Origin of the sequence: Paenibacillus sp. GYB003, assembly GCF_036577625.1 — a bacterium.
In the GTDB taxonomy this organism is placed as follows: domain Bacteria; phylum Bacillota; class Bacilli; order Paenibacillales; family NBRC-103111; genus Paenibacillus_AB.
The window spans coordinates 35,450-57,956 of the sequence record NZ_JARBDC010000036.1; the positions used below are offsets into that span (position 1 = coordinate 35,450).

Here is a 22,507-nt window from a genome sequence, read left to right on the forward strand (position 1 = left end):
GCGGGCGGCCCGATTTCCCGCAGACGACGGAGGACATTGTACGATGGCAGACATCCTCATTCACGCGGATCGCCGAATCGGGCGGGTCCGGCCTTTGCACGGGGTCAACAACGGCCCCGTCTGCTACGGCTCGCTGCTCGACGTGACGCATTATTACAAAAGGGCCGGCATTCCGCTCGTCCGGCTGCACGATCCGAACTGGCCGAACGCGCGCGAGGTCGACATTTATACGATTTTTCCGGATTTCGACAAAGATCCGGAAGACCCGGCGAGCTACGACTTTTCCCGGACCGACGAATATATCCGCACCGTGCTGGAAACCGGGGCGAAAATCGTATACCGGCTCGGCGTCAGCATCGAGCATACGAAGCAAAAATATTACGTGGACCCTCCGCAAGATTTCGCCAAATGGGCGCAAATTTGCATCGGCATCATCCGCCATTACAACCATGGCTGGGCGAACGGGTTCCATGCCAATATCGAATACTGGGAAATATGGAACGAACCGGATAAACCGGTCGGCAAAACGAATTTGATGTGGGGCGGCACGTGGGAGCAGTTTTACGAGCTGTACGGCGTGGCGGCGAAGGCGATCAAGCGGTTCGACCCGAGCCTGAAGGTCGGCGGCTACGGCGCGACGTCGGTGAAGGTCAAGACGTTCATGAACGGATTTCTTTCGTACTGCAGGGATCACGACGTTCCGCTGGACTTTTTCTCGTGGCATGTGTACGGGGCGGACTTGCGGCGGTTCGTCGACGAGTCGCGGTACGCACGGCAAGAGCTGGACCGGTACGGCTTTACGCAAACGGAAAGCCATCTGAACGAATGGAACTATTTCGACGGCGATTTCAAAACGATTTGGCTGCCGGAAAACGAGTTCGTCCGCCGCGGCGTGTTCGAGCGGATGAAAAGCCATATCGGCGCCTCGTTCGTCGCAGCCGCCCTCATCCGCTTGCAGGACCTGCCGATCGACGCCGCCAATTATTACGACGGCCAGCCGACCGCGCTGTTTTGCGGATTGTTCGATTATTACGGCGTACCGCAAAAAGCGTACTACGCCGTCGAATCGTTCCAGCGGCTGTGCGAATATTCCGCCCGCGTCGAGGCGCTGGTCGATCCGTCGCTGAGCGGCGGCGTATACGGCTTGGCCGCGGCGGACGACGGCGGCGAAGCGGCCGCCTTGATCAGCAACGTAACCGGTCCGGCCCGCCATTACGCGATCCGGATCGACGGGCTGGGCAGCGGTGAAGGCGGCGGCGCGCGCGAATATGTCTGCGAGCAGTACCGGCTGGACGACCAGCATACGATGCAGCTCGTCGGCAGCGAACGCGTTCGCTCGGCGGAGCACGAAATCCGCCTGTTTTTGCCCGCCCATTCGGTGTTGTTGATCCGGCTTATCGGCGTCTAGCCGATCATAACGGAACGGCGTTCCGCTATCGCCACAAATCGGCGCTTCGGGAAAGCGAATAACGGAGCGCCGTTCCGCTAATATGCGACAAATGGGGCCGAAACGTCGGCTCCCCCTATATTTACGGAATCCGATTCCGTTAGTTGTCAGTCACGCGCAGAAGCCGCATCCGACTTATCGGGCGGCCGCTGCGCTTCCTTGTTTTCACTGAACCTTGTATCGCCGCATCGTCTAAGGCTGTTCCGCCGGAACGACCTGCACCTCGGCCAAGCTCAGGGCATTCGTTCCTTCCAGCTGAATTCGGACGTAACGGCCGGAATGACCGACAGGCACGACGGTCGGTCTGCCGGCCGTCTCCGTCCGGCGGGTAAACCAAACGCCCGGCTGCTTCAGCGTTTCGGCCAGCGAACCGGATGCGAACGGTTCCCCGGATACGATCACGTAATAGTTGCTCAGCCGGCTCGAGCAGCAGTCGGTCCGGTTCCATACGACGATTTCTTCGATCGCCATGGAGGCCCCGAGATCCGCCTGCCACCACGGCTGCACCGCCCGTTCCGCCGTATGGGTTACCGAGCCGGCGCCATACGTCCCGTTCGTGTTGCCGTCGACCGCCCGTTCGGGGACACCTCCGTAGGCGGTGCTCGCCTGCGCCGCCGGCTTGCCGAGCGCGGCGTTGCGGCGCGACACCTCGACGCTTTTCGCGGCACGCTGCGTTACGGTCGCGGACGTCCATGCCGCGCTAACCTGATGCTGGCCGTAAGCGGCATCCTTCGGAACGGCCAATTGCGAGACGAACGTGCGACTCTCTCCCGGCGCGAGCGACGGGACGTCGAAGCTTGCCGGCTGCGCCGTCCACCCGTCCGGAACGTTCAGCGTCAGGCTGCCGCCGGGAATGCGCTCCTCCTGCGCATAGACGACCGTCGTCACCGTCGTTTCATCGCCGCGGTGCAGGGCGTGATCCAGACTCATCTCCAATTTGCCGACGGGGGGCAGATGTTCGGGCGCGTTCGGATTGTATTTCAGCTTGATCGTAAACGTTTTCCCGATCGAGCCGGCCGTGTCGACCTCGAGCCGAATATAAGGCGCCTTTCGGCTCAGCGTCACGTTGTCGTCCTTGCTTAGGAGCGAAACGCCGGTTTTGCCCAGCTCGATCGCGATTCGGCTTTGCGACTGCGTCGGATCGGACACGGCGATCGTCAGGATGTCTCCCGCCTCCTTCACGATGACGGAAGCCGGCTGGTAGCTGCGGATGAAACCGGCCGTCCCCGCATTCCAAAAATTCGCCGCCGTAATGCCGAGCTTCCGCTCCCGCACCGCGTGAACGTCCGGCGTATGGACGAGGATGTCCGCGTCGGGCCGTTCGCTGTAGCCGGACGTTGCCGCCGCGTCCTTGTTCGGCAGCAGCACGTACGCATACGATGCGCTCGAAGGATTCGCGCCGTGATCGAGCGCCAGGCTCAAATAATGTCGCGTAACCGGGTTGGCGCCGCCGGCTTCGTTAATATCGCTCCAGGCGCCGGTTCTCGCTTCGCGCAGCCCCGAAACGGACGCCGCGTCCGGAAAGTAGTAGCCCGTATCCGCCCCCGGAACGTTGCCCTCGAGGTGCGCCCATTTTACGCCCGACATCGTTTCGGACCAGCCGAGCCCGTTCGGCTTCGCTTCCCCGTTCACGGTCAACCGGTTGTCGCCGCTGCCGCGCAGCATGCGGTTTTCCACGATCGTTTCGACTTTGCGGTTGTCTCCCCCGGCAATGCCCGACCCGAGAGCGACGATTTCGTCGTCGAACATAAACCACGATTTTTTGCCCGTAAGCGAGCTGTTCTCCAAATCGAATTCCATGCCGGCCGCTCCGTACAGCCCGTCGATCGACGATCCGCCGACCCACGATTTCGGGCTCAAGTAAAAGTTCCAGTTCGGGTACTGCCTGCCCATGGAGCCGTCCGTCGTCGTGCCGGGAAGGCGCAGCATGTCGACCGTCGGCCAATAGTCGTTGCTGTACTGCCTCAGATCGTCGTTGTACAGGTAGGTCATGCCGTAGCCGGTGTGCCAGCCTTTCGGATTTTCCCTTCCGCTGGCGGTGCCCATTTCGAAGCTCGCGATCCGTTTGGACGACATGCTGATTCCGAAGCCGAAGCCCGGCCGCAAATGAACGACTCTGTCCATTCCCGCGAACACCCGGTTCTCGATCCGCTCGCTTTGCGGCGCGATCGAATCGTCGTTCATCAGCTTTTTAACGAGGATCATGTCGAACAGGCTCAAGCCCGCGGCATAGTTCGCAAAGGTCGTATCGGACCGGATCCACGCTTTGGCCATCCGCTTGATTTCCGACGCCCGGTCCGGCGGAGCCCCTTCCGCCAGGCGGAGCAAGCTCGTCACGACGCTCCGGCCCGTTCCGTGATCGCTCGAGCCTTCGCGCGAAATCGCCCTTCCGCGAACCATATCCATCATGGCGCCTTTATAGACGAGCGGCCGGAACGAATCCGTCACCCATTTGTATACGTTGCCTGCGTTCGGATCGGTTATCGCCCACGGAGTGTCGTTCAACAAGTAAAACATGTCCGGAATGCGGCCGATCAACACGGCGCCGTAGCTTCCGGTGTAGGCCACTACGTCGTGCTGGACGAACGAACCGTCTTCGTAAAATCCGTCTCCGTCCTTCACATAGAGAAATACGGGGGCGAGCGATTGTCCCGCCTGCGCGATCTTCTCCCCGTTTTTGGCGACGACGCCCCGTATGGCGACCACGAGCGCTTTGTCCAGCAGGTTCGCCCCGGTTTCCTTCAAAGACGGGAGATTCGTTCTCCGGGACGGATCGGGCACGAACCGGTCGATCCCGCGCACGTAAGCGGCGATCTGCTCTTGCGTCAGCCGGTCGTACATGAGAACGATCGTATCGTTCAAATTTTGCGGCGAACCGATTTCCCAATCCCACCAGTTTTTATATTCCGCTTGTTTCTCGTGGTAGCGCTTGGCGTACATCCAATCCAAGCCGCCGATTATGTCGCTGCGCAACGCTTCGTTCCGGTGAAGTCTCGAGCCTTCCATCGCATAGGCCAGCGCCATCGCTTTCAGACGGACGTACGATGCGGACACGTGCGACGACTCGGTCGTGCTGGCCAAATCGCTCCACAGATAGGCTCGTCCCGGCGATTTGTTCATCGTGTCCCAATATCCGGTGCCTTCGGGATTGCTGGCCTTATCCGCGACGGATGCGGCCGTGTTCGCCATGTCCGGGTCGCCGGGATCGTACCGGTCGTTGCCTGTCAATTTGTTGAACCATCTCGTTCGGACGGAATCGAAAGCATCCGTCCCCGTCTCCGTCGTCGTCGCAGAGGCGTCTCCTTCTCCGGCCGCGACCGCGGATTGCGGGCCGGTTGCAGGATTTGCCGATGCCGGACCGGCGTTTATGCCGAATACCGACAACAGCAGCATGGAGGCAAGTATAAGGGGAAAACGACCGTATTTCCGCATGCGGCACCTCACCGTTTCATTTTTTTTCGTGTACGAGCATCCTCCTGTCCTTCTCGAAGCCGTGACTGTCGACTTCCGTTCGTCCATTGATAACGCTTTCAATTGCGATTCGTTACGATGCCCTCCTTTCGAACAGCGTCTGCGCAAGCTGAACCCATTGTAAGGGAGACGGCGGCCGATGGAAATGCATAAAGGTTACAAAAAGGTATCCAAAATCGACTTGAACGGTACGCCGCCGATCCATGGAACGATTTTCCCGTCAAGACGAAATGGACATGTCTTCGGATAACTCAAGACATGCTTTCCTCACGCGCAAAAGGCCGCCGATCGTTGCCGTTCGGCGGCCTCCGCTTCCGTTTCGCCAGCGCCGGCATGATGACTTGCTTATATGCCGGCGATCGCATCCCAGTCGGACGCGGTGAAATTGCCCATGTGCCAGAGGGAAACGCCTTTGAGGCCGTACACTTTGGCGAGCCATATTTTTTTGGCGATGCTTTGCGTATCTTCATAATAAATTTCGTTCGATGCGCCGCCGTCCCGGTAACGGATCAGCTTGAGGAAATACGGCATGCTCCAAGCTGCGGACGCGTTCGGATCGGCGAGCCGTTTTTCGACCAGGTCGATGCCCGGTCCGGCCGTCGTCGTTCGGCCGTCTTCCGTGATCCATTGGTTCGCCTGCTTCGAAATGCCGAGCACCAGCTTGCCGGCGGGCACGCCCTGCCTGAGCGCCCGTTCCACCCCGTCCCGGACGAGCGGCAGCGGCGCCGATGGAAGGCGCGAATCGTCGTGCGTAAAATCGTAAGCCATCAAAATAACGGTGTCGGCCGTTTCGCCGAGCCCTTTGAAATCGTAGCCTTTGTAGTAATAATCCGTCGGTACGGAGACGGAGACGGTTTTGCTCCCGACGGCCGTCTTCACGTCCCGGACGAATTGCAAAAAATTCGGCGCGTCCGCCGCATCCTTCAGCCCTTCGAAATCGAGGGAGACGCCGGAAAATCCGAACGCCGGATCGCCGAGCTTGGCGACGAGCTGCTCGATAAACGCCCGCTGCGCCGGCGCGTCTCGCAAAAATTGCGACAGCTTGCCGCCGTCGTTATAAAAAACCATCAGTTCCTTATCGACCCCGGCCCGGTCGGCCGACTTGACTACGTCCTCGAACCCTTCGGGAACTTTGAAAGTTGTCGAATCCATACCCAGCCCGGCCGTTCCCGCCGTATCGTATTCGAGGTGGGACCAGCCCATCGCGACGTTGTCGATAAGCGGCATGCGGCCGATGGCGGGGCTCGATTTGATCGCGTAAAAGCCGGTGACCTCCAGCTTGTTCCCGGCCGCTTCGATATCGATCAGACGGTTGATCACGGCGGCGGCTTCGCTGCGGATCAATCCGCTTTTCGGGCGAAACCCTTCGTGATCCCCTTCCATAACGGCGCGGTTTACGGCGTAATAAACATAAGGAGCGAGTGCGGCGTCGATTTGCGAGCCGTCGGGAAACGCCCGCCCGTCCCGCTCTTTCGCCCAGTCGCCGGCTATCCACGACGAGCCGTCCGTCCCCGCCTTGTCCAATAAATAGTTGCCGACGACGGCGGCCACTTCTTCGCGCGTAATCGGCTGCTCCGGCTTCAATTCGCCGGCGTCGCTGACCATAAAATCGATCCAGCGGCGCTCCAGGGCCGCCGCTATGAACGGGGTCGACCAGCGGCCGACCGAATCCTCCGGCACGGTTCCCGAAGCGGAGGAAACGTCCAGCTTGGCCGTGGCGACCAGCAGCTTGATGAAAGCTTCCCGGGACAACGCGAATTCGGAATGATAACGGCCGTCCGGATACCCGTCGACAACGCCGAGCGCCGATAACGTGTAGACGTATTCTTTTTCCCAGGCTTGGTCGGCGATATCTTCGTACGCCGCCATCGGGACGTCGTAGGCATGAACGTTTCCCGTCGGTGCGAGCAAAATCGCCGCGACGAGCCCAAATCGTGCTATTTTCCTGTACATGCTGCTCTCCTTCTCTTTAACGTCAACTCTATTAGACGCTTGACAGAGAGGAGAAGTTGCTGGAAATTCGTACCTGGGGCGGATGCGCTCCCCGCCTTGCGCCGTCTTCGGCACAATAAGCAACGACCGCCGGGAAACCCGGCGGTCGTTGCTGCGCTAACCTATCCTTGGCACGCCGGATTGGCAGCGGAGGGCGAGATGAAATGGAAAATCTCCCGTTATTTTCGGCCGTTTCCCGATTTTGAGCAGACGAACGGGAAAACATCCCGCTAATTTCGCCTTGAACGCGCTTTTCGCCGATACGGTGTCGTTTTAACGGGAGCATTTCCCGGTAATTCGAAACGACGCCTGAAGGAGAGCGAATTAGCCGCAGGTTTTCCAGTTTACTCCGGCTGCCGACAGGACCATTCGGGGCGCCGGTCGCGGATACAAAGGCGGCGCTTCGCGCAACGCTTCAGCGGATCGGATTTCGGCCGCCCTTACGCAGGCGCGAGGTCGGATTCGGCGTAGCGGGTCGACTTGCGCTTCCCGTTCGCCTCGATGTAATAGAACGGCGCTTCGTTTTTGAAATGCCATTCGATGCCGGCGATTCGGCCGCGCAGCTCGGGCTTGCTCTTGACCGTCACTTCGCTGCCGAAGCCGAACGCCGGCGCGGCGGAAACGGGCTTGTACAGGCCCGGCTTGACGCGAAACGCGTCGGAGCCGTACCGCAGCGTCAAATATTCGCCGTCCTCAATGCATTGAAACAGCTTCCCGTACGGGATGAGCGCCTGAAAGCGGGGCAGGTCGGCGGGATCGATCCACGCTTCCCCGTCTTCCGCAAACCACGGATACAGGCCCCATGTCCCTTTATAACGTTCGTTCGCGCCGGTGTCGGTGCTTGCGCTCATGCTATGCGCCTCCTCGATCTATCGTTCGTTCGCTCCAGTTTTCTCGCACGCCCTGCATGCCTTCATTCCGAAAACGGCCGGAAGCCCTGGAAATCGCCCCGGAACGCTTTGTCCGGCAGCTTGCGGAACGCTTCCTCCGCCGCCCGCAGCGTTTCCGCGTCCGGCTTGAAATGGCCGCTCGCGTTATCGACCTTGTAGATTTGCCCTCCGCGGATGTCGACGATGCCGGCGGCGCGCACTTGCGGGTCCGCCCCTCCGATCAACGTCGGATGCGGCATTCTGCGCCCGGCGCGCGTGCCGATCGTGATGTCGCCGTTTTTGTCGACCACGTACATATACTGGCCGGACATCCGTTTGCTGCCGATTTTCCCGGTATCGGTAAGAAGATCGTTCAAGGAACGGGCCGTCGGATTTTTGATATAAACGCCGTTGCGGAGCACCCCCGCCGCCTCGTCCCCGGCATGCATCGTCGCGTCGACCCGGTAAAATTCCGTATCGCCGACGCGGGTCGGCGAGCCCGACCGGGCCGCATCGGAAGCGGAGTCGACGGCATCGCCGCCGCGGCGCGCGCCGCTCGCCAGATCGGCGGCGTCGTCGGCGTGGCGGGCCAGCTTGGAGAAGGCGACCGTCCCGGCGATCGCGCCGCCCGCGACCGGAACGATTCCGGCGACCCGCTCCCACCATTCCAGCTCCCGGCCGGTTATCGCGTCTTTTCCCGTTATCGCTTCGTAAATGCCTTTGGCGGTGCCGACGACCGGTATGAGGTCCAGGCCGAAGCTGAGCAGCACCGCGATCGAGCCGATGCCGAGCACCGCCTTGGCCGCGCGCGTCGTCGTCTGGAAGCAGTCCCACAAATCGCCGCAATGGTGCGCATAGGCCGGCTCCGGGTTCGCCGCCAACGCGAGCAGCCCCAGGGCGATCGACAGCGCGCCGCCGTACAGCAGCCATCTGCTCACGAGCCGTCGCCTCCTTTGCCGGAAGGAGCGGCCGAAGCGGCGCGCGGGTTCAAGGCGTACAGGACGAGCAGCGCGAACGCCGTCTGCAGCAGCAAGGGGCGGAAGTCGATCGTCCGGTTTTTCTCGAACAGCTCCAATATGGCGCCCGATGTCAAATAAATAATAAGCATGCCGGACGCCAGACGCAACAGCAGCGGAATTTTGCCGGCGATATCCGGCCATTTGCCGAGCGGAACGCGGATCGTTCCGTCCCGGGCCGCCTGCAGCAGCAGCAGGAAGACGCCCATGAAGACGCCGTCGAGCCAGCGGCTGTAAATGCCCGACAGCATGAGCGTCGTGCCGATCGCCCGCATAGCCGACCGCGCCCAAGGATAGCGGCGGATCGAAACGGGCGAAACCGGCGGCGCGGCGGCAAGCCGCTCCTGCACGGCGTCGAGACGGCTCCCGAGCTCGGGGCGGGAGGCTGTCATGCCCTGCATGTTCATCCGAATGACGGAGGCCAGCACCGCGAACGCCACCAAAATGATGCCGTCCTTCTGCAGCGTGGCGACCGATTCGACCGAAGGCGCCGTGTACGCCCAGGCGAACACGGGACGGACGAGCACCGGGACCGATTGCGTCCAGAGCAGCGTCAACCCGGCCGAAAGCAGCGCATGCACGACGACGGCATAGCGGAACCGCGCCGTCCGGCCGAAGCGCTGCGGCGGCGTCAGCTGCATGAGCAGCGCCTTGGCCGCGAGCGGCACCCGCATCGCCATGACGCCGAGCAGGACGTAGCTGATCAGCAGCGGAATGCGGATATGCAGCGCGTTGGGAAGCAGCCCGTCGCCGATCCGGTAGCCGTTTTCCGTCCAATCGTTATGCGCGACGAAAAAATCGCCGACCGCAAAGCCGAGCACGAACATCGCTCCCAAATGTCCGCTCATCGTCCCGAACGCAACGGCCAGCGCCATGACGACGATCGACTCGGAAAATACGTGCTCGTAGCCCCACTGTCCTTGCCCGAACAGAAGTCCGAGCAGCAGCGCCACAGGCGGGGCGAACTTGGCCAGAGCGGGCCAGGCGGTCAAATAATAACCGTCCGCGAGCGTCATCGTCGTCTGCGGCGACCATCTTCGCATCGCCAGCGGCAGCTTCACCCACCAAAAATCGACCTGCGCATCGCGTTTTTCGCCTTCTTTCGATTGAGTCATGCCGAACACGCCCCATTCGAACAATTTAGAATCGCGCGATTCTAAACGTAACATTCGGGCGCGAACCGGCGTTTCCTTTCCCGATTCCGAATTTCCCGGCCAAAATGAGGCCGCGGCCCCACGGCCGCGCCGATCGTCCCGACTTCGTTTGTCGTCTCGTGTCTGCCGCCGGGAAAAAGCGAAAAATCGGGCGATGCGCCCGATTTTTCGCTTCCGCCGCAGCCGGAAAGCCCGCGTCAGTCGTTATAATACCCTTTCCCTTCTCCCGCCGTGAACGTGGCGATATACCAATGGTTGCCGTGCGGGTCTTCGACGCCCGCGCTCCGCTCCCCGTACGGCATGTCCGCCGGCTCGTACAGCGACGTCGCCCCGGCTTCGAGCGCCCGCCGGTAGCAGCCGTCCGTGTCGGCGACGAACAGATGGATCGTGGACGGCCGGGCCGCGAAACGATCGCCGGCCTCCGACAGCTCGACGACCGTATCGCCGATCAGCACCTCGGCATGCCGGACGGAACCGTCGTCGCGGTTCGAGCGGTTCAACAGCTCCGCCCCGAATGCGGCTTTCATGAAATCGATCAGCTTGTCCGCCCCCTTCACCTGGAAATAAGGGGTGGCCGTATGGAAACGGCGCGGCGTGTACGAATTCGGCATGCTCCATTCCTCCTTGGCGATCGCAGTAGCTTCGTTCCCTTTCATTGTAGCCGGAACCGTTCGTCGTCGTATTGTACGTTTTTTACGCCTGCCGCGGCTCCGCCGCATGATTCGGGTGCCGGCCCGAAGCGGCGGTATAGTCGGTCGGACTGAACCCGGAAAAGTCGCGAAATTCCTTGATGAAATGAGCCTGGTCATAGCAGCCGCAGTCGACCGCGAGCTCCGCCCAACCGGCGGCATCCCCGCCGTTCATAAGCTGCAGCGCCTTTTGGAAGCGGAACAGGCGTCGCATTTTTTGCGGCGTCATCCCGACCTCGTCTCGAAACAGCTCGATCAACCGTTTGTGCGTAAGCCCGGTCTGCCCGATCACAGCCGCAACCGACGCGCCGCCGGGCGCGCACTCGAATTGCCGCAAGGCGAACGCCACCGCCGGATGCGTCTCCGGCGGCCTCGTCGCGGCCGCCAGAAGCGTCCGTTCGAGCAGCCGGAACATGGCCGCCGGCGTGCCGCATTCCAGCAGACGGTCGCGAAGCGTGCCGGCGGCGCTCCCCCATATCGCCTCGAGCGGAACGTGACCGTTCAGCAGCTCGCCGGCCGGCATGCCGATAAACGGGCGGAGCCCGCCCGGCTTGAAATGGATGCCGACGACCGCGCACGCTCGCGTCGTATCGATCGCGAACCGCCGCGTATGCGGTCCGCAGACGACCGAGCCGCGAAAGCGCAGCTCGCGGCTTTCGAGGTCGAACAATCGGATATCGCCCTCGCGCAAATCGACGACGATTTCGGCCGAACCGTCCGGCAGCGAAAGCTCCCTGGAGTGCGGCGGCAAATACCCCTCCATATGCCAGAAGCAATCGACGAACGGCGCCAGCGGCATGGCCGGCTTGAATCGGGTAACCTTCATCGTTTCGTTCGCGACCGATGCGTTGCGTCCGCGATGGGGACGTGTCGCGCTCTCCTTTCCCTCGTAAATCGGTAACTTTATTGTACCGAACTTCGACGCGCCGGCATAGGGGACGCGCTGCGCAAACAAAAACGGCCGGTCGCGAAATACGCCGGCTTCGGCCCGTTTTCGCGCCCGCCCGAACAAGTCCGCGTCTCCCGCGATCGCTCTTTTCCGGCGGCGGCCGCAAGCCCGGCGCGGCGAGTCGGGTGCATAGCGGCGATCGCCGCCGCATATACTGCAACGATTTGAAACCGGCCTACGGCCCGGCGCAAGGAGGAGCAGCCATGATCATCATGCTTGACGGGAGCACCCCGGCTCGGCCCGGCAACTTGTCCGCCGCGGAGCGGGACGTGTACGATCAGAAAAGCCGCAGCCCGACGACGTTCCGCTATGCGTCGGAGGAAGAGCTGCTGTTCGAGCTGCGGCTGCGGGCGGCGATCGTGGAAGCGGCCGCCGGCCTGGATCGCAGCGGCGCGGGCTTCGCCACGTTCGGCAAATCGCGCGCGAACCGGACCTTTTGGAGCCGAATGGACAACGGCGGATTTTTGCTGAAAAGCGGCGCTCTCCCTTCCGCGGCGATCCGCGACATCTACGCGAACGGGGGCGCGTACGCGTTCGAATGCGCCACGGCCATCGTCATCGTCCTGTACAAGGCGGTGCTGGAGACGATCGGCGACCGAAACTTCAACCGCCTGTTCGGCAATCTGCAGCTGTATTCGTGGGAACACGATTCCGACATGCCGCTCGTGACGCAGGACAATGCGCGGGAGTCGTTCGCCGGGGACGTGCTCTATTACAAAAACCCGGACTACAATCCGAAAACTCCGGAGTGGCAAGGGGAAAATGTCGTGAAAATGCCGGGCGGCAAGCTGTTCGGCCACGGCATCGGCATCGTCGGCGAAGCGGAAATCATCCGCCATCTGAACAATCACCGGAAGCCGGGCAGCCAAGTGTCCGCCTACTTGTTCCATCGGACGACGTATCCGAATTTCAACGCCATCCTGTACGAAATGCGGTCGGGGACCGGAAGCGCCCCGCTCGACCGGCCTTGGCCGGGCGGCTGGATCGCGGGGCGAATCGGCTCGCGAACGAGGCTGTACATGCTCGCCTGAGCCGGCTCCGGGGCGCCGAGACGCCGAGACGGCCTACGGCTTGGCGGCGGCGTTGCGGAACCGGATGATCGAGAAATCGACCGAAGACGCGACGACCCTCTCGCGGATCGGATGAAGGGACGGCGTGAACCGCAGCTCCAGTCCCGCGCCGAGCAGCTTCCCGAGCAAATCGCCGACCGGCTCCACCCGGAGCGGCGCTACCGTTTCCGTCGAAACGTAATAGCCCGCCGAGCCGTCCATCTGAACGAAGGAATCGCCCGCGAATGTGTAGACGTACAGCTCGCACCCGCGGATCCGGTCCAGCCAGCCGCTCTCGACGACGGCGATTTTCGGCGCGGCCGTGTCCGCGAAAAACGACCGGGCGTCCTCCTCCGTCGTCCAGCCGGCCTTCCAGTAAATGACTCTCGGGCAATCCCGGGGAAAAAAATAATGCGGGCTGCGCTCCCGGTCGAGCGCAAAGACGACCGGCGGCAAATGCGGAAACGCCGGCGCCGGTCTCGGCCGGAATTGGGCAATATCGGGCTCCTCGCTGAAATGGTACAGCTCCATCTGGAAACACCGCCTGTCGCGCGTATTCGAAACGTTACCAACATACCCCGGCCCGGCGCGCAGCGTAAGAGAAAAAATCGTTTAAAGAAAAGCTTCCGGTCGAAGCCTCCCGATGATGTACACTCGTGTTTTAGCGGCAGCGAAAAAAGCCGCCTTTGCGGCGGCTGCACGGCTACTGCTTTTTCGGCGTCCCCTGGAACGCGATCTCGGCCGTCACCGGATAATGGTCGCTCGGAAACTGTCCGCCCTCGCTGAACGTAACGACCTCGCTTCGCGCCACGCGCACGTCCCCGCGATATAAAATCCAATCGATCGTTTGTCCGCTCCCTCCGCCTTTATAGCCGTGGAACGTGCCGACGTTTTCGTTTACTTTCGCGGCGGCGTCCCGGACCGCGTCCTTCAGCTTCCCTTCGGCGGTCAAAATGCGGTACGGACCGCTGCCGACGGCTGCGTTGAAATCGCCGGTCAGCAGTACGGGCGCGTCCTCCCCGAACTCGCCGATCGAACGGGCGATCAGTCCCGCGCCCAATTGGCGGGCCGCCTCGGACTGATGATCGAGATGCGTGTTCACGGCGTAAAACCTATGTCCCGTCGTCCGATCCTCGAACAGCACCCAAGTCGCCATCCGCGGATAGCTGTTGCCCCAGCTTTTCGAGCCGGGCACGTCCGGCGTATCCGACAGCCAGAAATGGCGCTGCCGCAGCGGCTTCAGTCTCGCCTCGTTGTAAAAGATCGCCATGTACTCTCCTTGCCCGCCGCGGTCGCGGCCTTCCCCGATCCACTTGTACCCGGGCAGCGCCGACTCGAGATCGGTCAATTGGCTTCGGATCCCTTCCTGCGTGCCGAGCAGATCGGGCTTCTCGCTTTGAATAAGCGCTTTCGCAACCGACAGCCGCTTCGCCCACGGGTGATCGTCCTTCGCGGCCGCCGTCCGCAAATTGAAGCTCATCACCTTCAACGCAGCCGCGTTCGCATTCGCCGGCCGTTCCTTCGAGCATCCGCCCGCGGCGGTCGCCGCGCAAATGCCGAGCATCATCGTACATACGATCGCTGCTTTCGCTTTCATCACGTTCCCGTCCTCCGTCGTCCGCGTCATAAGGATGATTTGGCCGCCTCGGCCGCAATGAGTTTGTCCGCTTCCTCCTGCGCTTCCCGGAGCGCGGTGTTTATATCTTTCTTGTTCGTCCCTACGTTCGTGCCCGCTTTATTGACGAGGCCGGACACCGGCACGTCGTAATCGGAAGGGTTGACGGCGGCCGATTTCGTTTTGAGCGCCGCGGTCAAGTTTTTCCCCTGCATCACCTTCAAATTTTCGCCGAAGCGGGCTTTCATCCCGGCGTTGTCGAGCGCGGTCATGCGTGCGTTTTTCGTCATTTCGAGCTGGTTCGCTTCCGATGTCACGTAGCGGATCATATCGAACACGAGCTCTTTATGCTTGCTCGTCGGAGACACCATCATCAGGTGGAAATCGACCCTGCGCCCGATTCCCGGGGCGGACGCAAAGCTCGGGTACGTCGTCATGTCCCAGTTCATCGGCTGCCCTTTCTCGGCCAGCTCGGTCAGGTTGCCCAGGGCGGAATCCGCCCAGTTCGTATACATCGCCGACGTCTGCTCCGTGAAAAACGTTTTCGTGTCCGTCGGCAGCTTGTCGCCGTCCAGCATGCCCGGCACGTCGTAAAACCGCTTGACGACGTCCAGCACGCTCCGCCACGCCTCCGTGTCGAGCGTCGCCTTCTTCGTCTTGTTGTCCGCGTACGACAGAGCGAGCTGGTCGCCGAACTGCTTCGCCACGGGCGGCACGATGCCGCGGTACTGGACGCCGCCTTCCGAGCGGACCAGCTTTTTCTGCAGCTCGATGATGTCGTCCCACGTGGTCAGCTCTTTCGGATACGAAACGGCGAATTTGTCGAAAATGTCTTTGTTGTAAAACAGCGGGGCGAAATTGAGCGAGAACGGGATCGCGTATACGCCGCCGTCATCGTTGTATTTGGCCAAGGCGTCCAAAATGACCGGATCGAACCGCTTCATGTCGAACCCGCTTTTCGCGATCAGGTCGTTCAAATTTTGCTGCAGCTTCAGCTGTTTGAAGATCGGCAGCGAATAATTGCTCGTATAAATCAGATCCGGGTTTTCCCCCGCGGCGATGATGTTTTCGGCGGACAACGGTCCGGTCAGTCCGCTATAGAGCGGCTTCAGCGTTACGTTCGGAAACTTCTTCTTGAGCGGCTGGACGAAAAACTGGTCGAATTCCTTGTCGCTCAGTCCCGCGTAAAACCGGTAAAACGTCAGCGTAATCGGCTCGGTCATGACCGGCTTGTCCGCGTCGTCGGCCGGCCCGCCCGCTTGGCCCGTATGTCCCGTCCCGCCGGTTTGGGCGGGCCCGCTCCCTTCCTCCGTCTTGCCCGCGCACCCCGCCAAAGCTCCGGCGAGCAGCAGCAGCAGCGCCAGAGCGGCCTTCTTTTTGTCGCACGCATTCGTCAATTTGTTCCCCTCCCGAATATCGACTGGAATGAATGATATCCATAATTGTACCTGTCGTTGCTTAACGGGAGAATAAACGATATATTCGAATGTATACACTATATTGCCGTTCTTGCTTGTTTGGGGAAAGGGGAGCGGGCATGAGCCAAGAAGTGCTTTTATGCGGCTATTCGTATCATACGAACCGGTTTCGCCAATCGCATTTGGCGCCCGGGCTGCACTGCTATTTGATCCGGCTGCAGACGGAAGGCGCCTGCACCGTGCTGGCGGAAGGCCGGGAGCTGCGGCTCGAAACCGGGGATCTGCTCATGCTGAGACCGGGAACCGCATACGAGGTGCGTGTCGAGGAGGCGGCCGACGCTTCGGCGGGAAGGGGCGCGAAAATCGTCAGCGGCGACTACTATTTATTTTGCCAGGGCGACTGGATGGACGAGTGGTGGTCCCGCTCCCCGAAGCCGCTTCCGGCGCATATCGAATTGAACGAAGCGCTGCTGTCGTTATGGAAACAGCTGATCGTGGAGAAATGCCGCATCCAATCGGACAGCGGCGAGCTCATGTCGTATTTGCTTCGGGCGCTCTGCCTGCAGCTCGACCGGGCCGTCTTCGATCATCATCCTTCGTACAGCCGCTCCTATACGGCGGCGCGCATGAAACGGTTCGTCGAGGCGCACGCCATCGAGACGTTCAAGGTCGACGATTTGGCCAGGCACGTCGGGCTCAGCCCTTCCCGGGCCGCCCATTTTTTCAAAGAGTATTACGGCAAAACGATCATGCAGTACGCGCTGGAAATCCGGCTGTCGGGGGCCGTCGACCGGATGAAATATACGCCGATGACGCTCGCGCAAATTTCCGACAGCTGCGGCTTCAAAAGCTACACGTTTTTCCACCGGGCGTTCAAGCAAAAGTACGGCGTTTCGCCGACCGCTTTCCGCATCGGACAGTCGGGCGAAAATCGGCCCGGCGGCTCTTCCCGTCCGGAAAACGCGGCGCGCTAGCTCCGCTGCGCATACACTATACTGCTGCGTGCGGCAGAGGGCGGCTCCCCGCCCCCCCTTGCAATCCGATAGACAAAGCGCGGGCGTTCACCGGTTTGCCGGTATTCCGCATGCGTCCGCGGCCCGCGCGTAAATCGCCGCCAGCTCGTCCCGCCGCACCAGCTCGGGGTTGTGCTCGAACGTAATGTGAAACCCGTTGTTTCGCTCCGCCAAATAGCGCAAATAGCGGTAGGCGTCCCCGCAGTCGTCGTCCTCGTCATGCGCCTCCCGCACCGGCAGGTGATGCTTGAACGTATCGCCCTCGTAGCGGACGTTGCTGTAATGGACCAGGTAAACGCTCGGCGCCAGCTTGTCCAGCCACTCGTACGGGTCGAAGCCGCCGAACGCCCGCTTCGTTACGTCGAGCCGCGCCGTATCGACGACCAGCCGGATGTCCGGATGGCGCGCGAACATATCGACGACGATATCCTCGTAATCGCCGAAAAAGTCGTGCTCCAGCAGGATGCGCTGCTTGCGGCGGCGCTGCAGCTCCGCCAGCTCGTAAAACAGCCGCTCGGAAATGTCGCGGAACGCGGCGCGCGGCAGCCGGTCGTATCCGTAACGGACGGACGCGTCGGGCAGCTTCGCGAACGGCTTGCGGATCGGCGGCTGAAAGATCGGATAGAACGGATAATGGTACAATACGTAGTCGGCGCCGTAACGGGAAGCGAGCTCGGCTTCGCTCTCGACCTGTTTCATCGCTTCGCGACGCTCGGACGCGTCCGGCGAATTGAGCCGCGGCAGCTTGTAGCCGTCGCGCCCGTTCAAAATCGGCCCGTGGACGCCGAACCGCAAGCCGCGCTCCTCGCAAAACGTTTGCAGCTCCGCAAGCCGGGCCTCGTTTTCGTACAGGCATATTTCCAACCCGTTCAAGGCGTCGGTCCGGTACCGCTCCCAGCTTTCCCGGTTCAGCTCGTGCCACATGCCCATCTGCAATCGTCTCATATCGGGGCCCCCATCGACTCGGATCAAAAAACGGCTGCTTCAACAATAGGACGCCGCAGCCCGTATTTCGGTTGCTTCCCCGGTTGAACGCACCGTTTCGGAACTATACTATAGGGAGAGAAGCCTTGGAGCATGCCGGGGAACAATCAGGAGGGACGCGCATTGGACCGCATCGCGACGCAAGTGCCGTACGGCTACGAACCGCCCGGCGAAACGACCAAAGGAACGCTGTTCGTATACGACAGCTTCAATATTCCGGAGGATGAAGAGGACGCCGCCATGGCGGCGGACGGCGGGCTCGGCGCACGCGGGCTCGGGCTGCTCGCCGATTGGGCGGAGCGACGGTTCGTCGCCCGCATCGCGCTGTACGTTCCGCACGAAGAAACGCTCAAGCGGATGGGCGTCCGCTACCCGGCACCGATGTACAAGCGGGAGGAGGCGCTTCGCGAAGCCGTCCGGCGGCTGAACGTCTCGGTCCCGCTCGATGTCGACGTCTGGGAGCGCAAGCGCAAAAAATATACGCCGATGGACACGGCGCTGCGGTATATGGGCGAACGCTATGCGGCCCCCTATTTCGTCGGGCTGTCCGGGGCGTACGCGAACCGGTTCGCCTCGTATCACGGCTTCGAGGATTGGATTCGCAAAGTGCGGCTCGTTGTCGTCCAGCCGGACGATTCCCGCTTCGCGCCGCATCCGCTGCTGCGCAAGCACGAGAGCCGCTGGAGCCTCGTCACGGCGCAGGAGCGCTGACGGCGAAGCGGAGCGGCTGCCGACGGCGCCGGGAAGGAGGAAAAACCGGGCAAGCGGCGCGTACCCGCATCCCGTGCTCCTCCGCTTCCGCCGCTTCCGCCGTCGTTAAGATGCTTTTGGGCATCGGCTTCCGAAACGTAACGGACGCCACAGCGCTTTTTTTCGCGAAAATCGGCCGTTTTGAAAACATAACCGGACACCATTGCACTTATTTGCTCCGAACCGCCGTCCAAGAGGGGGTTTTTCGCCCAATAGCTGCGCCTGAGTCCGTTACAAAAAAAATAGGCCCAAAATAGGCTCAATAGTGGCCGCCATGTCCGTTAGACTTTTGGAGCTTGGGGCCAATTCCGCCGACGCCCCATGCTCGCCCCCCGCTCCAACTCCCGACGACGCCGGCGCAGTTCATACAAGCCGATATCGCCGTTCCCACCGCAGGCAGCAGGAAACCCGCTCGGTTTTGGCGCTTAAGCGAAGGTTGGGACGGACGGTCATTCTGAGCAAACGATCCTTTTGGGTTGTGCCGAAACGGCAGCGGGCGGGAAGCAAGATGGAAATACTCCCGCTATTTTCCGTCATTTCCCGTTACCGGGCAAAACAACGGGAAAACGTCCCGCTAAGTTTGTCCAAACCGCGCTTTTCGCCGATACTACGCCATTTTAACTGGAGCTTCTCCCGGTATTTCGACACGATGCCTATAGGAAAGCGAGTGAACAGGAGGTTTTCCCGTTCGTTCGATTCCAGCGGCCCGGCAGGATTCGGATCCGTCGGACGTGGAAACGAAGGCGCTGCTTGCCGCATCCTTTCGCGTACATATTCAGTCATCCGAACCGCGAGATCATCAAAAAGGAACCCGAAAAGCTATAAACTCTTTACTACAACGAAAAACGGCGATAGCGGAACGAATCGTTCCGTCGTCGCCGTCTTTCCGTCAGTTCAGCTCGTCCTTCAGCAGCTCCTTGAATACCGGAGTCAACGTGTCCGCCATCCGCAAAAAGCCGAGGTCGGTCGGATGGACGCCGTCGACGGTGCATTCGTTGTAGCTGTCCGTGCCGAGCAGCGCCGTGCCGTCGAAGAAATGGACGTTCGCGTCGCCCTGCCGGCGATACATGTCGACCGTCTCCATCTCCACCCGCTTCATATCGAGCCGCTTTTGCAGCAGCGCGGGCTCGAACCGCTCGCGGGCGTACTGGATTTTCGACACGACCAGGATCGGCACGTCCGGATGCGCCTCGCGGTAAATGCGGATAAATTCGGGCAGCGTCTGGCGCATCAGCTCCACGTCGACCGCATTCGCCTCGTAATCGAGCACGAGCAGCGCGGGATTCGCGATTTCGGTCAGCACGCGGGCGACTTCCGGCTCGCCGCGGCCGTTGCCGGAGAAGCCCAAATTGACGAATTCGAGCGGGATGCGGCGGCTCAAAATGTTCGTATACGCCATCCCCGGCCGCGTCGCGCAGCCGCCCTGCGTGATGGACGTGCCGTAGACGACGACTTTTTTGCCGGTACGGTACGGAAGCGGCGCCTTCAGCTCGCTGCCCGGCTCGATCCCGATCTGCACCTCCTGCACCCCTTGGTACAGCGGGAAATTGAGCGTTACGTGGCGAAGCTCGCGATGCGGATATTCGTAAAAAACGTGTTCGTACGACAGCTGCGAATGGTCGTACCGTACCGTACCGAAATATTGCTGATCGCCCGGCTCGCCGATATACAGGTCGAATCCGCACTGCCCGGTCGCCGGCATATGGTACATGCCCGCCTTCCCGGCCAGCTTCACGCGGATGGCCAGCTTCGGCGAATCCGTTTGGAACATGATTTGCCCGCCCGCGGTCGAATTGGCCAATTGGTTGACCGCCGGAGGGATGGCGTGCTTCGGCCGGAGCGGCAGCCTCCGGTACGCTCCGTCCTGGCCGAACCACGGAAAGCCAGCCAGGCGGAACGGCGCTTCCTTCGGAGAAAGCCACAGCAGTCCGGTTTCATCGCTTTGTTCCAGCCGCATGTTCGGATCGAGCTTCTGGGCGTCCACCGAAGTCGACGACGACGTTTGTTCCGACATTGCAACAACCTCCTCGAATCGATGCGATATCGGCTCGGGGCCGATATGGAGTAGTCTATGTAAGGGCCGGGCGGTTGCTTTGGCTCGGCTGAGCCTTGCCCGGCGTTTCTTCATTGTACCATAGGCGCCGATAGCAAACGATTACTTTTTTTCGGCGGATCGGACGATTTTTTGCCCGCATAGTTCCGCGGCATGCCGCAACCCGTACGTCGTTCCCGCAGACTAGCGGGACGAAAAACCCCGAAAGAGCCGAAAACGTCTCTTTCGGGGTTTTCTTGCTTGCGCCGGATGGCCGGCCGGGTCGTACGGCGCCTCGCGTTCGGCTCACGGCGCCGCGTTTTCCAGCAGGGCGTTATGTCGCCGACACATCCCGCCCGATTGTCGGCCCGGTTTTATTCGGAAATCCACTTTCGCCCGCACGGCGCCGCCATTTAAAGGCAAGCCGCCGCAACCGCGTTGTGCAGACGGTTCCGAAGACCGGCGACCGACTTCTCCCGCCCGTAAAACACCCGGTTCGTAAGCACGACCGCAAAGCAGTCGAGCGCCGGGTCCATCCATATGCTCGTTCCCGTAAAACCGGTATGACCGTAGCACGAAAGCGACATCAGGTCGCCCGAGGCGTCGAATGAGTCGCCCTTCAGCACCCAGCCGAGGCCGCGATTCGCCGGCAAGCCGGTCGTATAGCTGCGCGTCGCCGCGGCGACGGACGCTTCGCTCAGCAGGCGGCCGCCATTTTCCGTTCGGCCGCGGGCGAGCCACATCATGGCGTACTTCGCCAAATCTTCCGCCGTCGCGAACAGCCCGGCATGACCGCTCACGCCCCCGAGCGCCAAGGCGTTCTCGTCGTGCACCTCGCCCCATTTGTGCCGGCCGAGCGCTTCGTTGTACTCGGTCGCGGCCAGGCGCGGACGGAGCTCCTCCGGCGGCAGGAAACGGGTATCCCGCATGCCGAGCGGGTCGAATACGGATTTGCGGGCCGCCGCGTCGAGCGTTTCGCCCGTCAGCAGCGAGATGATTTCGCCCAGCGTGATAAAGCCGAGATCGCTGTATACCGCTCTCGTCCCCGGCTCGTAATGGAGCGGCTGCGCGAATACGTGCGCCTTGATCTCCTCCGGCGTCCAGCCTTGCGAGTACATGTTGATGTGCGAAATGAGGCCGGACGTATGCGTCAGCAGCTGGCCGACCGTGACCGCCCCTTTGCCTCCTTCGGCAAACGCGGGTATGTACTCCGCCACCGGATCGGCGAGCCGCAGCCGTCCCCGCTCCACAAGCTGGAGCGCGAGCGGAAGCGTTGCGACGACTTTGGTCAAGGAAGCGCAGTCGTAAATCGTATCCGGCCGGGCCGGGATGCCCGCGCCGCCTTCGTCGCCGTCCGCCGCGGCCGCGGGGTGAGCGGCTCCCGCCGCGTGAACGCCCGCGATGCGGCCGCGCCTCCCGACCAGCGCCACTCCGCCCGGCGTATCGCCGCGCGCAACCGCGTCGTCGAGCAGCCGGAAAGCGTCCAGCAGCCGGTCCCCATCCATGTCGGCCTCCGCCGCGTTGTAGCGGCACTTTTGCATCGTCATGTCAACAGGCTCCTCTCTTTTATCGCATTGGGGCACTTCGGCCCGATTTGTATCGGACCGCCGCTTGACCTTGCAATTTATCGCCTTCGGCGATCGAGTACGTTAGGCGCAATAGGGATGCTAGGTTTGGAATCGGTAGTCGTCACCCTGATGCCGATCGCGGCAATCGGAACGAAATCCGCAGCATTAGCGGTACAAATTCTTACAAATTCCCGTTAAAGTAAGCGCCGGAACTTTCGGCAAACGATTAGCGGGAGATTGTCCAGTCCCAAACGCACCCAGATGACGCGAACGGGAAAACATACCGTTAATTCCGGCTTTCGTCCCGGCAGCACCCCGTTTAGATGGAATTCCTAACGCTAATTTACGCCGATCGCGGCAATCGGAACGATATCCGCAGCTTTAGCGGTACAAATTCCCGTTAAAGCGAACGCCTGAGCTTTCGGCAAACGATTAGCGGGAGATTTTCCATCTCACCGTCGCCCAATCTTCGCTTACCGTCAAAACTGCCG

At 61.4% G+C, this 22,507-nt stretch carries 17 protein-coding genes; 4 read left to right on the forward strand and 13 right to left on the reverse strand.

Annotated features, from left to right (window positions below):
* Positions 1-43: 43 nt before the first annotated feature.
* The gene (locus tag PV407_RS13160; RefSeq protein WP_332090390.1) at positions 44-1,408 is read left to right on the forward strand and encodes a GH39 family glycosyl hydrolase; all 1,365 of its coding nucleotides are present in this window, start codon (positions 44-46) and stop codon (positions 1,406-1,408) included.
* A 231-nt stretch (positions 1,409-1,639) separates the two neighbouring features.
* Here the strand turns inward: PV407_RS13160 and PV407_RS13165 are convergent, their stop codons facing one another.
* The 7 genes from PV407_RS13165 to PV407_RS13195 form a co-directional block, all read right to left on the reverse strand.
* Positions 1,640-4,879, reverse strand: coding sequence for a polysaccharide lyase family 8 super-sandwich domain-containing protein (locus PV407_RS13165; protein WP_332090391.1), 3,240 nt, complete (start codon positions 4,877-4,879; stop codon positions 1,640-1,642).
* A 384-nt stretch (positions 4,880-5,263) separates the two neighbouring features.
* Complete coding sequence (locus tag PV407_RS13170) at positions 5,264-6,871, reverse strand: glycosyl hydrolase family 18 protein (protein WP_332090392.1); 1,608 nt, start codon at positions 6,869-6,871, stop codon at positions 5,264-5,266.
* A gap of 479 nt (positions 6,872-7,350) precedes the next feature.
* A complete protein-coding gene (locus PV407_RS13175; RefSeq protein WP_332090393.1) occupies positions 7,351-7,761 on the reverse strand; it encodes a DUF6960 family protein in 411 nt (136 codons plus the stop codon).
* A gap of 62 nt (positions 7,762-7,823) precedes the next feature.
* Positions 7,824-8,717 carry a pre-toxin TG domain-containing protein gene (locus PV407_RS13180; protein ID WP_332090394.1) on the reverse strand — a complete coding sequence of 298 codons (894 nt, stop codon included), beginning with the start codon at positions 8,715-8,717 and terminating at the stop codon, positions 7,824-7,826.
* The gene (locus PV407_RS13185; RefSeq protein WP_332090395.1) at positions 8,714-9,910 is read right to left on the reverse strand and encodes a hypothetical protein; all 1,197 of its coding nucleotides are present in this window, start codon (positions 9,908-9,910) and stop codon (positions 8,714-8,716) included. Before PV407_RS13185 ends, PV407_RS13180 begins: the two co-directional genes overlap by 4 nt.
* Before the next feature lie 236 nt (positions 9,911-10,146).
* Positions 10,147-10,560 (reverse strand): VOC family protein, encoded by a 414-nt coding sequence (locus PV407_RS13190; protein ID WP_332090396.1) that lies wholly within the window; start codon positions 10,558-10,560, stop codon positions 10,147-10,149.
* Between the two features lie 82 nt (positions 10,561-10,642).
* A complete protein-coding gene (locus PV407_RS13195; protein WP_332090397.1) occupies positions 10,643-11,464 on the reverse strand; it encodes an AraC family transcriptional regulator in 822 nt (273 codons plus the stop codon).
* A gap of 326 nt (positions 11,465-11,790) precedes the next feature.
* Here PV407_RS13195 and PV407_RS13200 point away from each other — a divergent pair, with 326 nt between their 5' ends.
* Entirely contained in the window at positions 11,791-12,618 is an 828-nt protein-coding gene (locus tag PV407_RS13200) for a protein-glutamine gamma-glutamyltransferase (RefSeq protein WP_332090398.1), read from the forward strand.
* A 33-nt stretch (positions 12,619-12,651) separates the two neighbouring features.
* Here PV407_RS13200 and PV407_RS13205 read toward each other — a convergent pair whose 3' ends face one another.
* From PV407_RS13205 to PV407_RS13215, 3 genes are all read right to left on the reverse strand, one after another.
* Positions 12,652-13,167 carry a DUF6886 family protein gene (locus tag PV407_RS13205; RefSeq protein ID WP_332090399.1) on the reverse strand — a complete coding sequence of 172 codons (516 nt, stop codon included), beginning with the start codon at positions 13,165-13,167 and terminating at the stop codon, positions 12,652-12,654.
* Positions 13,168-13,339: 172 nt separating this feature from the next.
* Positions 13,340-14,233 (reverse strand): endonuclease/exonuclease/phosphatase family protein, encoded by an 894-nt coding sequence (locus tag PV407_RS13210; protein WP_332090400.1) that lies wholly within the window; start codon positions 14,231-14,233, stop codon positions 13,340-13,342.
* A 26-nt stretch (positions 14,234-14,259) separates the two neighbouring features.
* Entirely contained in the window at positions 14,260-15,648 is a 1,389-nt protein-coding gene (locus PV407_RS13215) for an extracellular solute-binding protein (RefSeq protein WP_332090401.1), read from the reverse strand.
* 140 nt (positions 15,649-15,788) lie between these two features.
* Here PV407_RS13215 and PV407_RS13220 point away from each other — a divergent pair, with 140 nt between their 5' ends.
* Positions 15,789-16,643, forward strand: coding sequence for an AraC family transcriptional regulator (locus PV407_RS13220; RefSeq protein ID WP_332090402.1), 855 nt, complete (start codon positions 15,789-15,791; stop codon positions 16,641-16,643).
* Between the two features lie 87 nt (positions 16,644-16,730).
* Here the strand turns inward: PV407_RS13220 and PV407_RS13225 are convergent, their stop codons facing one another.
* Positions 16,731-17,627 (reverse strand): sugar phosphate isomerase/epimerase family protein, encoded by an 897-nt coding sequence (locus tag PV407_RS13225; RefSeq protein WP_332090403.1) that lies wholly within the window; start codon positions 17,625-17,627, stop codon positions 16,731-16,733.
* A 162-nt stretch (positions 17,628-17,789) separates the two neighbouring features.
* On the opposite strand from PV407_RS13225, the gene PV407_RS13230 reads away from it, so the two are divergent.
* Positions 17,790-18,377 (forward strand): hypothetical protein, encoded by a 588-nt coding sequence (locus PV407_RS13230; RefSeq protein WP_332090404.1) that lies wholly within the window; start codon positions 17,790-17,792, stop codon positions 18,375-18,377.
* A gap of 928 nt (positions 18,378-19,305) precedes the next feature.
* On the opposite strand, the gene PV407_RS13235 is transcribed toward PV407_RS13230, so the two are convergent.
* Together PV407_RS13235 and PV407_RS13240 are read right to left on the reverse strand one after the other, a co-directional pair.
* Positions 19,306-20,430: an SGNH/GDSL hydrolase family protein gene (locus PV407_RS13235; protein WP_332090405.1), complete on the reverse strand. Its 1,125-nt coding sequence runs from the start codon at positions 20,428-20,430 to the stop codon at positions 19,306-19,308.
* Between the two features lie 431 nt (positions 20,431-20,861).
* Positions 20,862-21,995 (reverse strand): serine hydrolase domain-containing protein, encoded by a 1,134-nt coding sequence (locus tag PV407_RS13240; RefSeq protein WP_332090406.1) that lies wholly within the window; start codon positions 21,993-21,995, stop codon positions 20,862-20,864.
* Positions 21,996-22,507 lie beyond the last annotated feature (512 nt).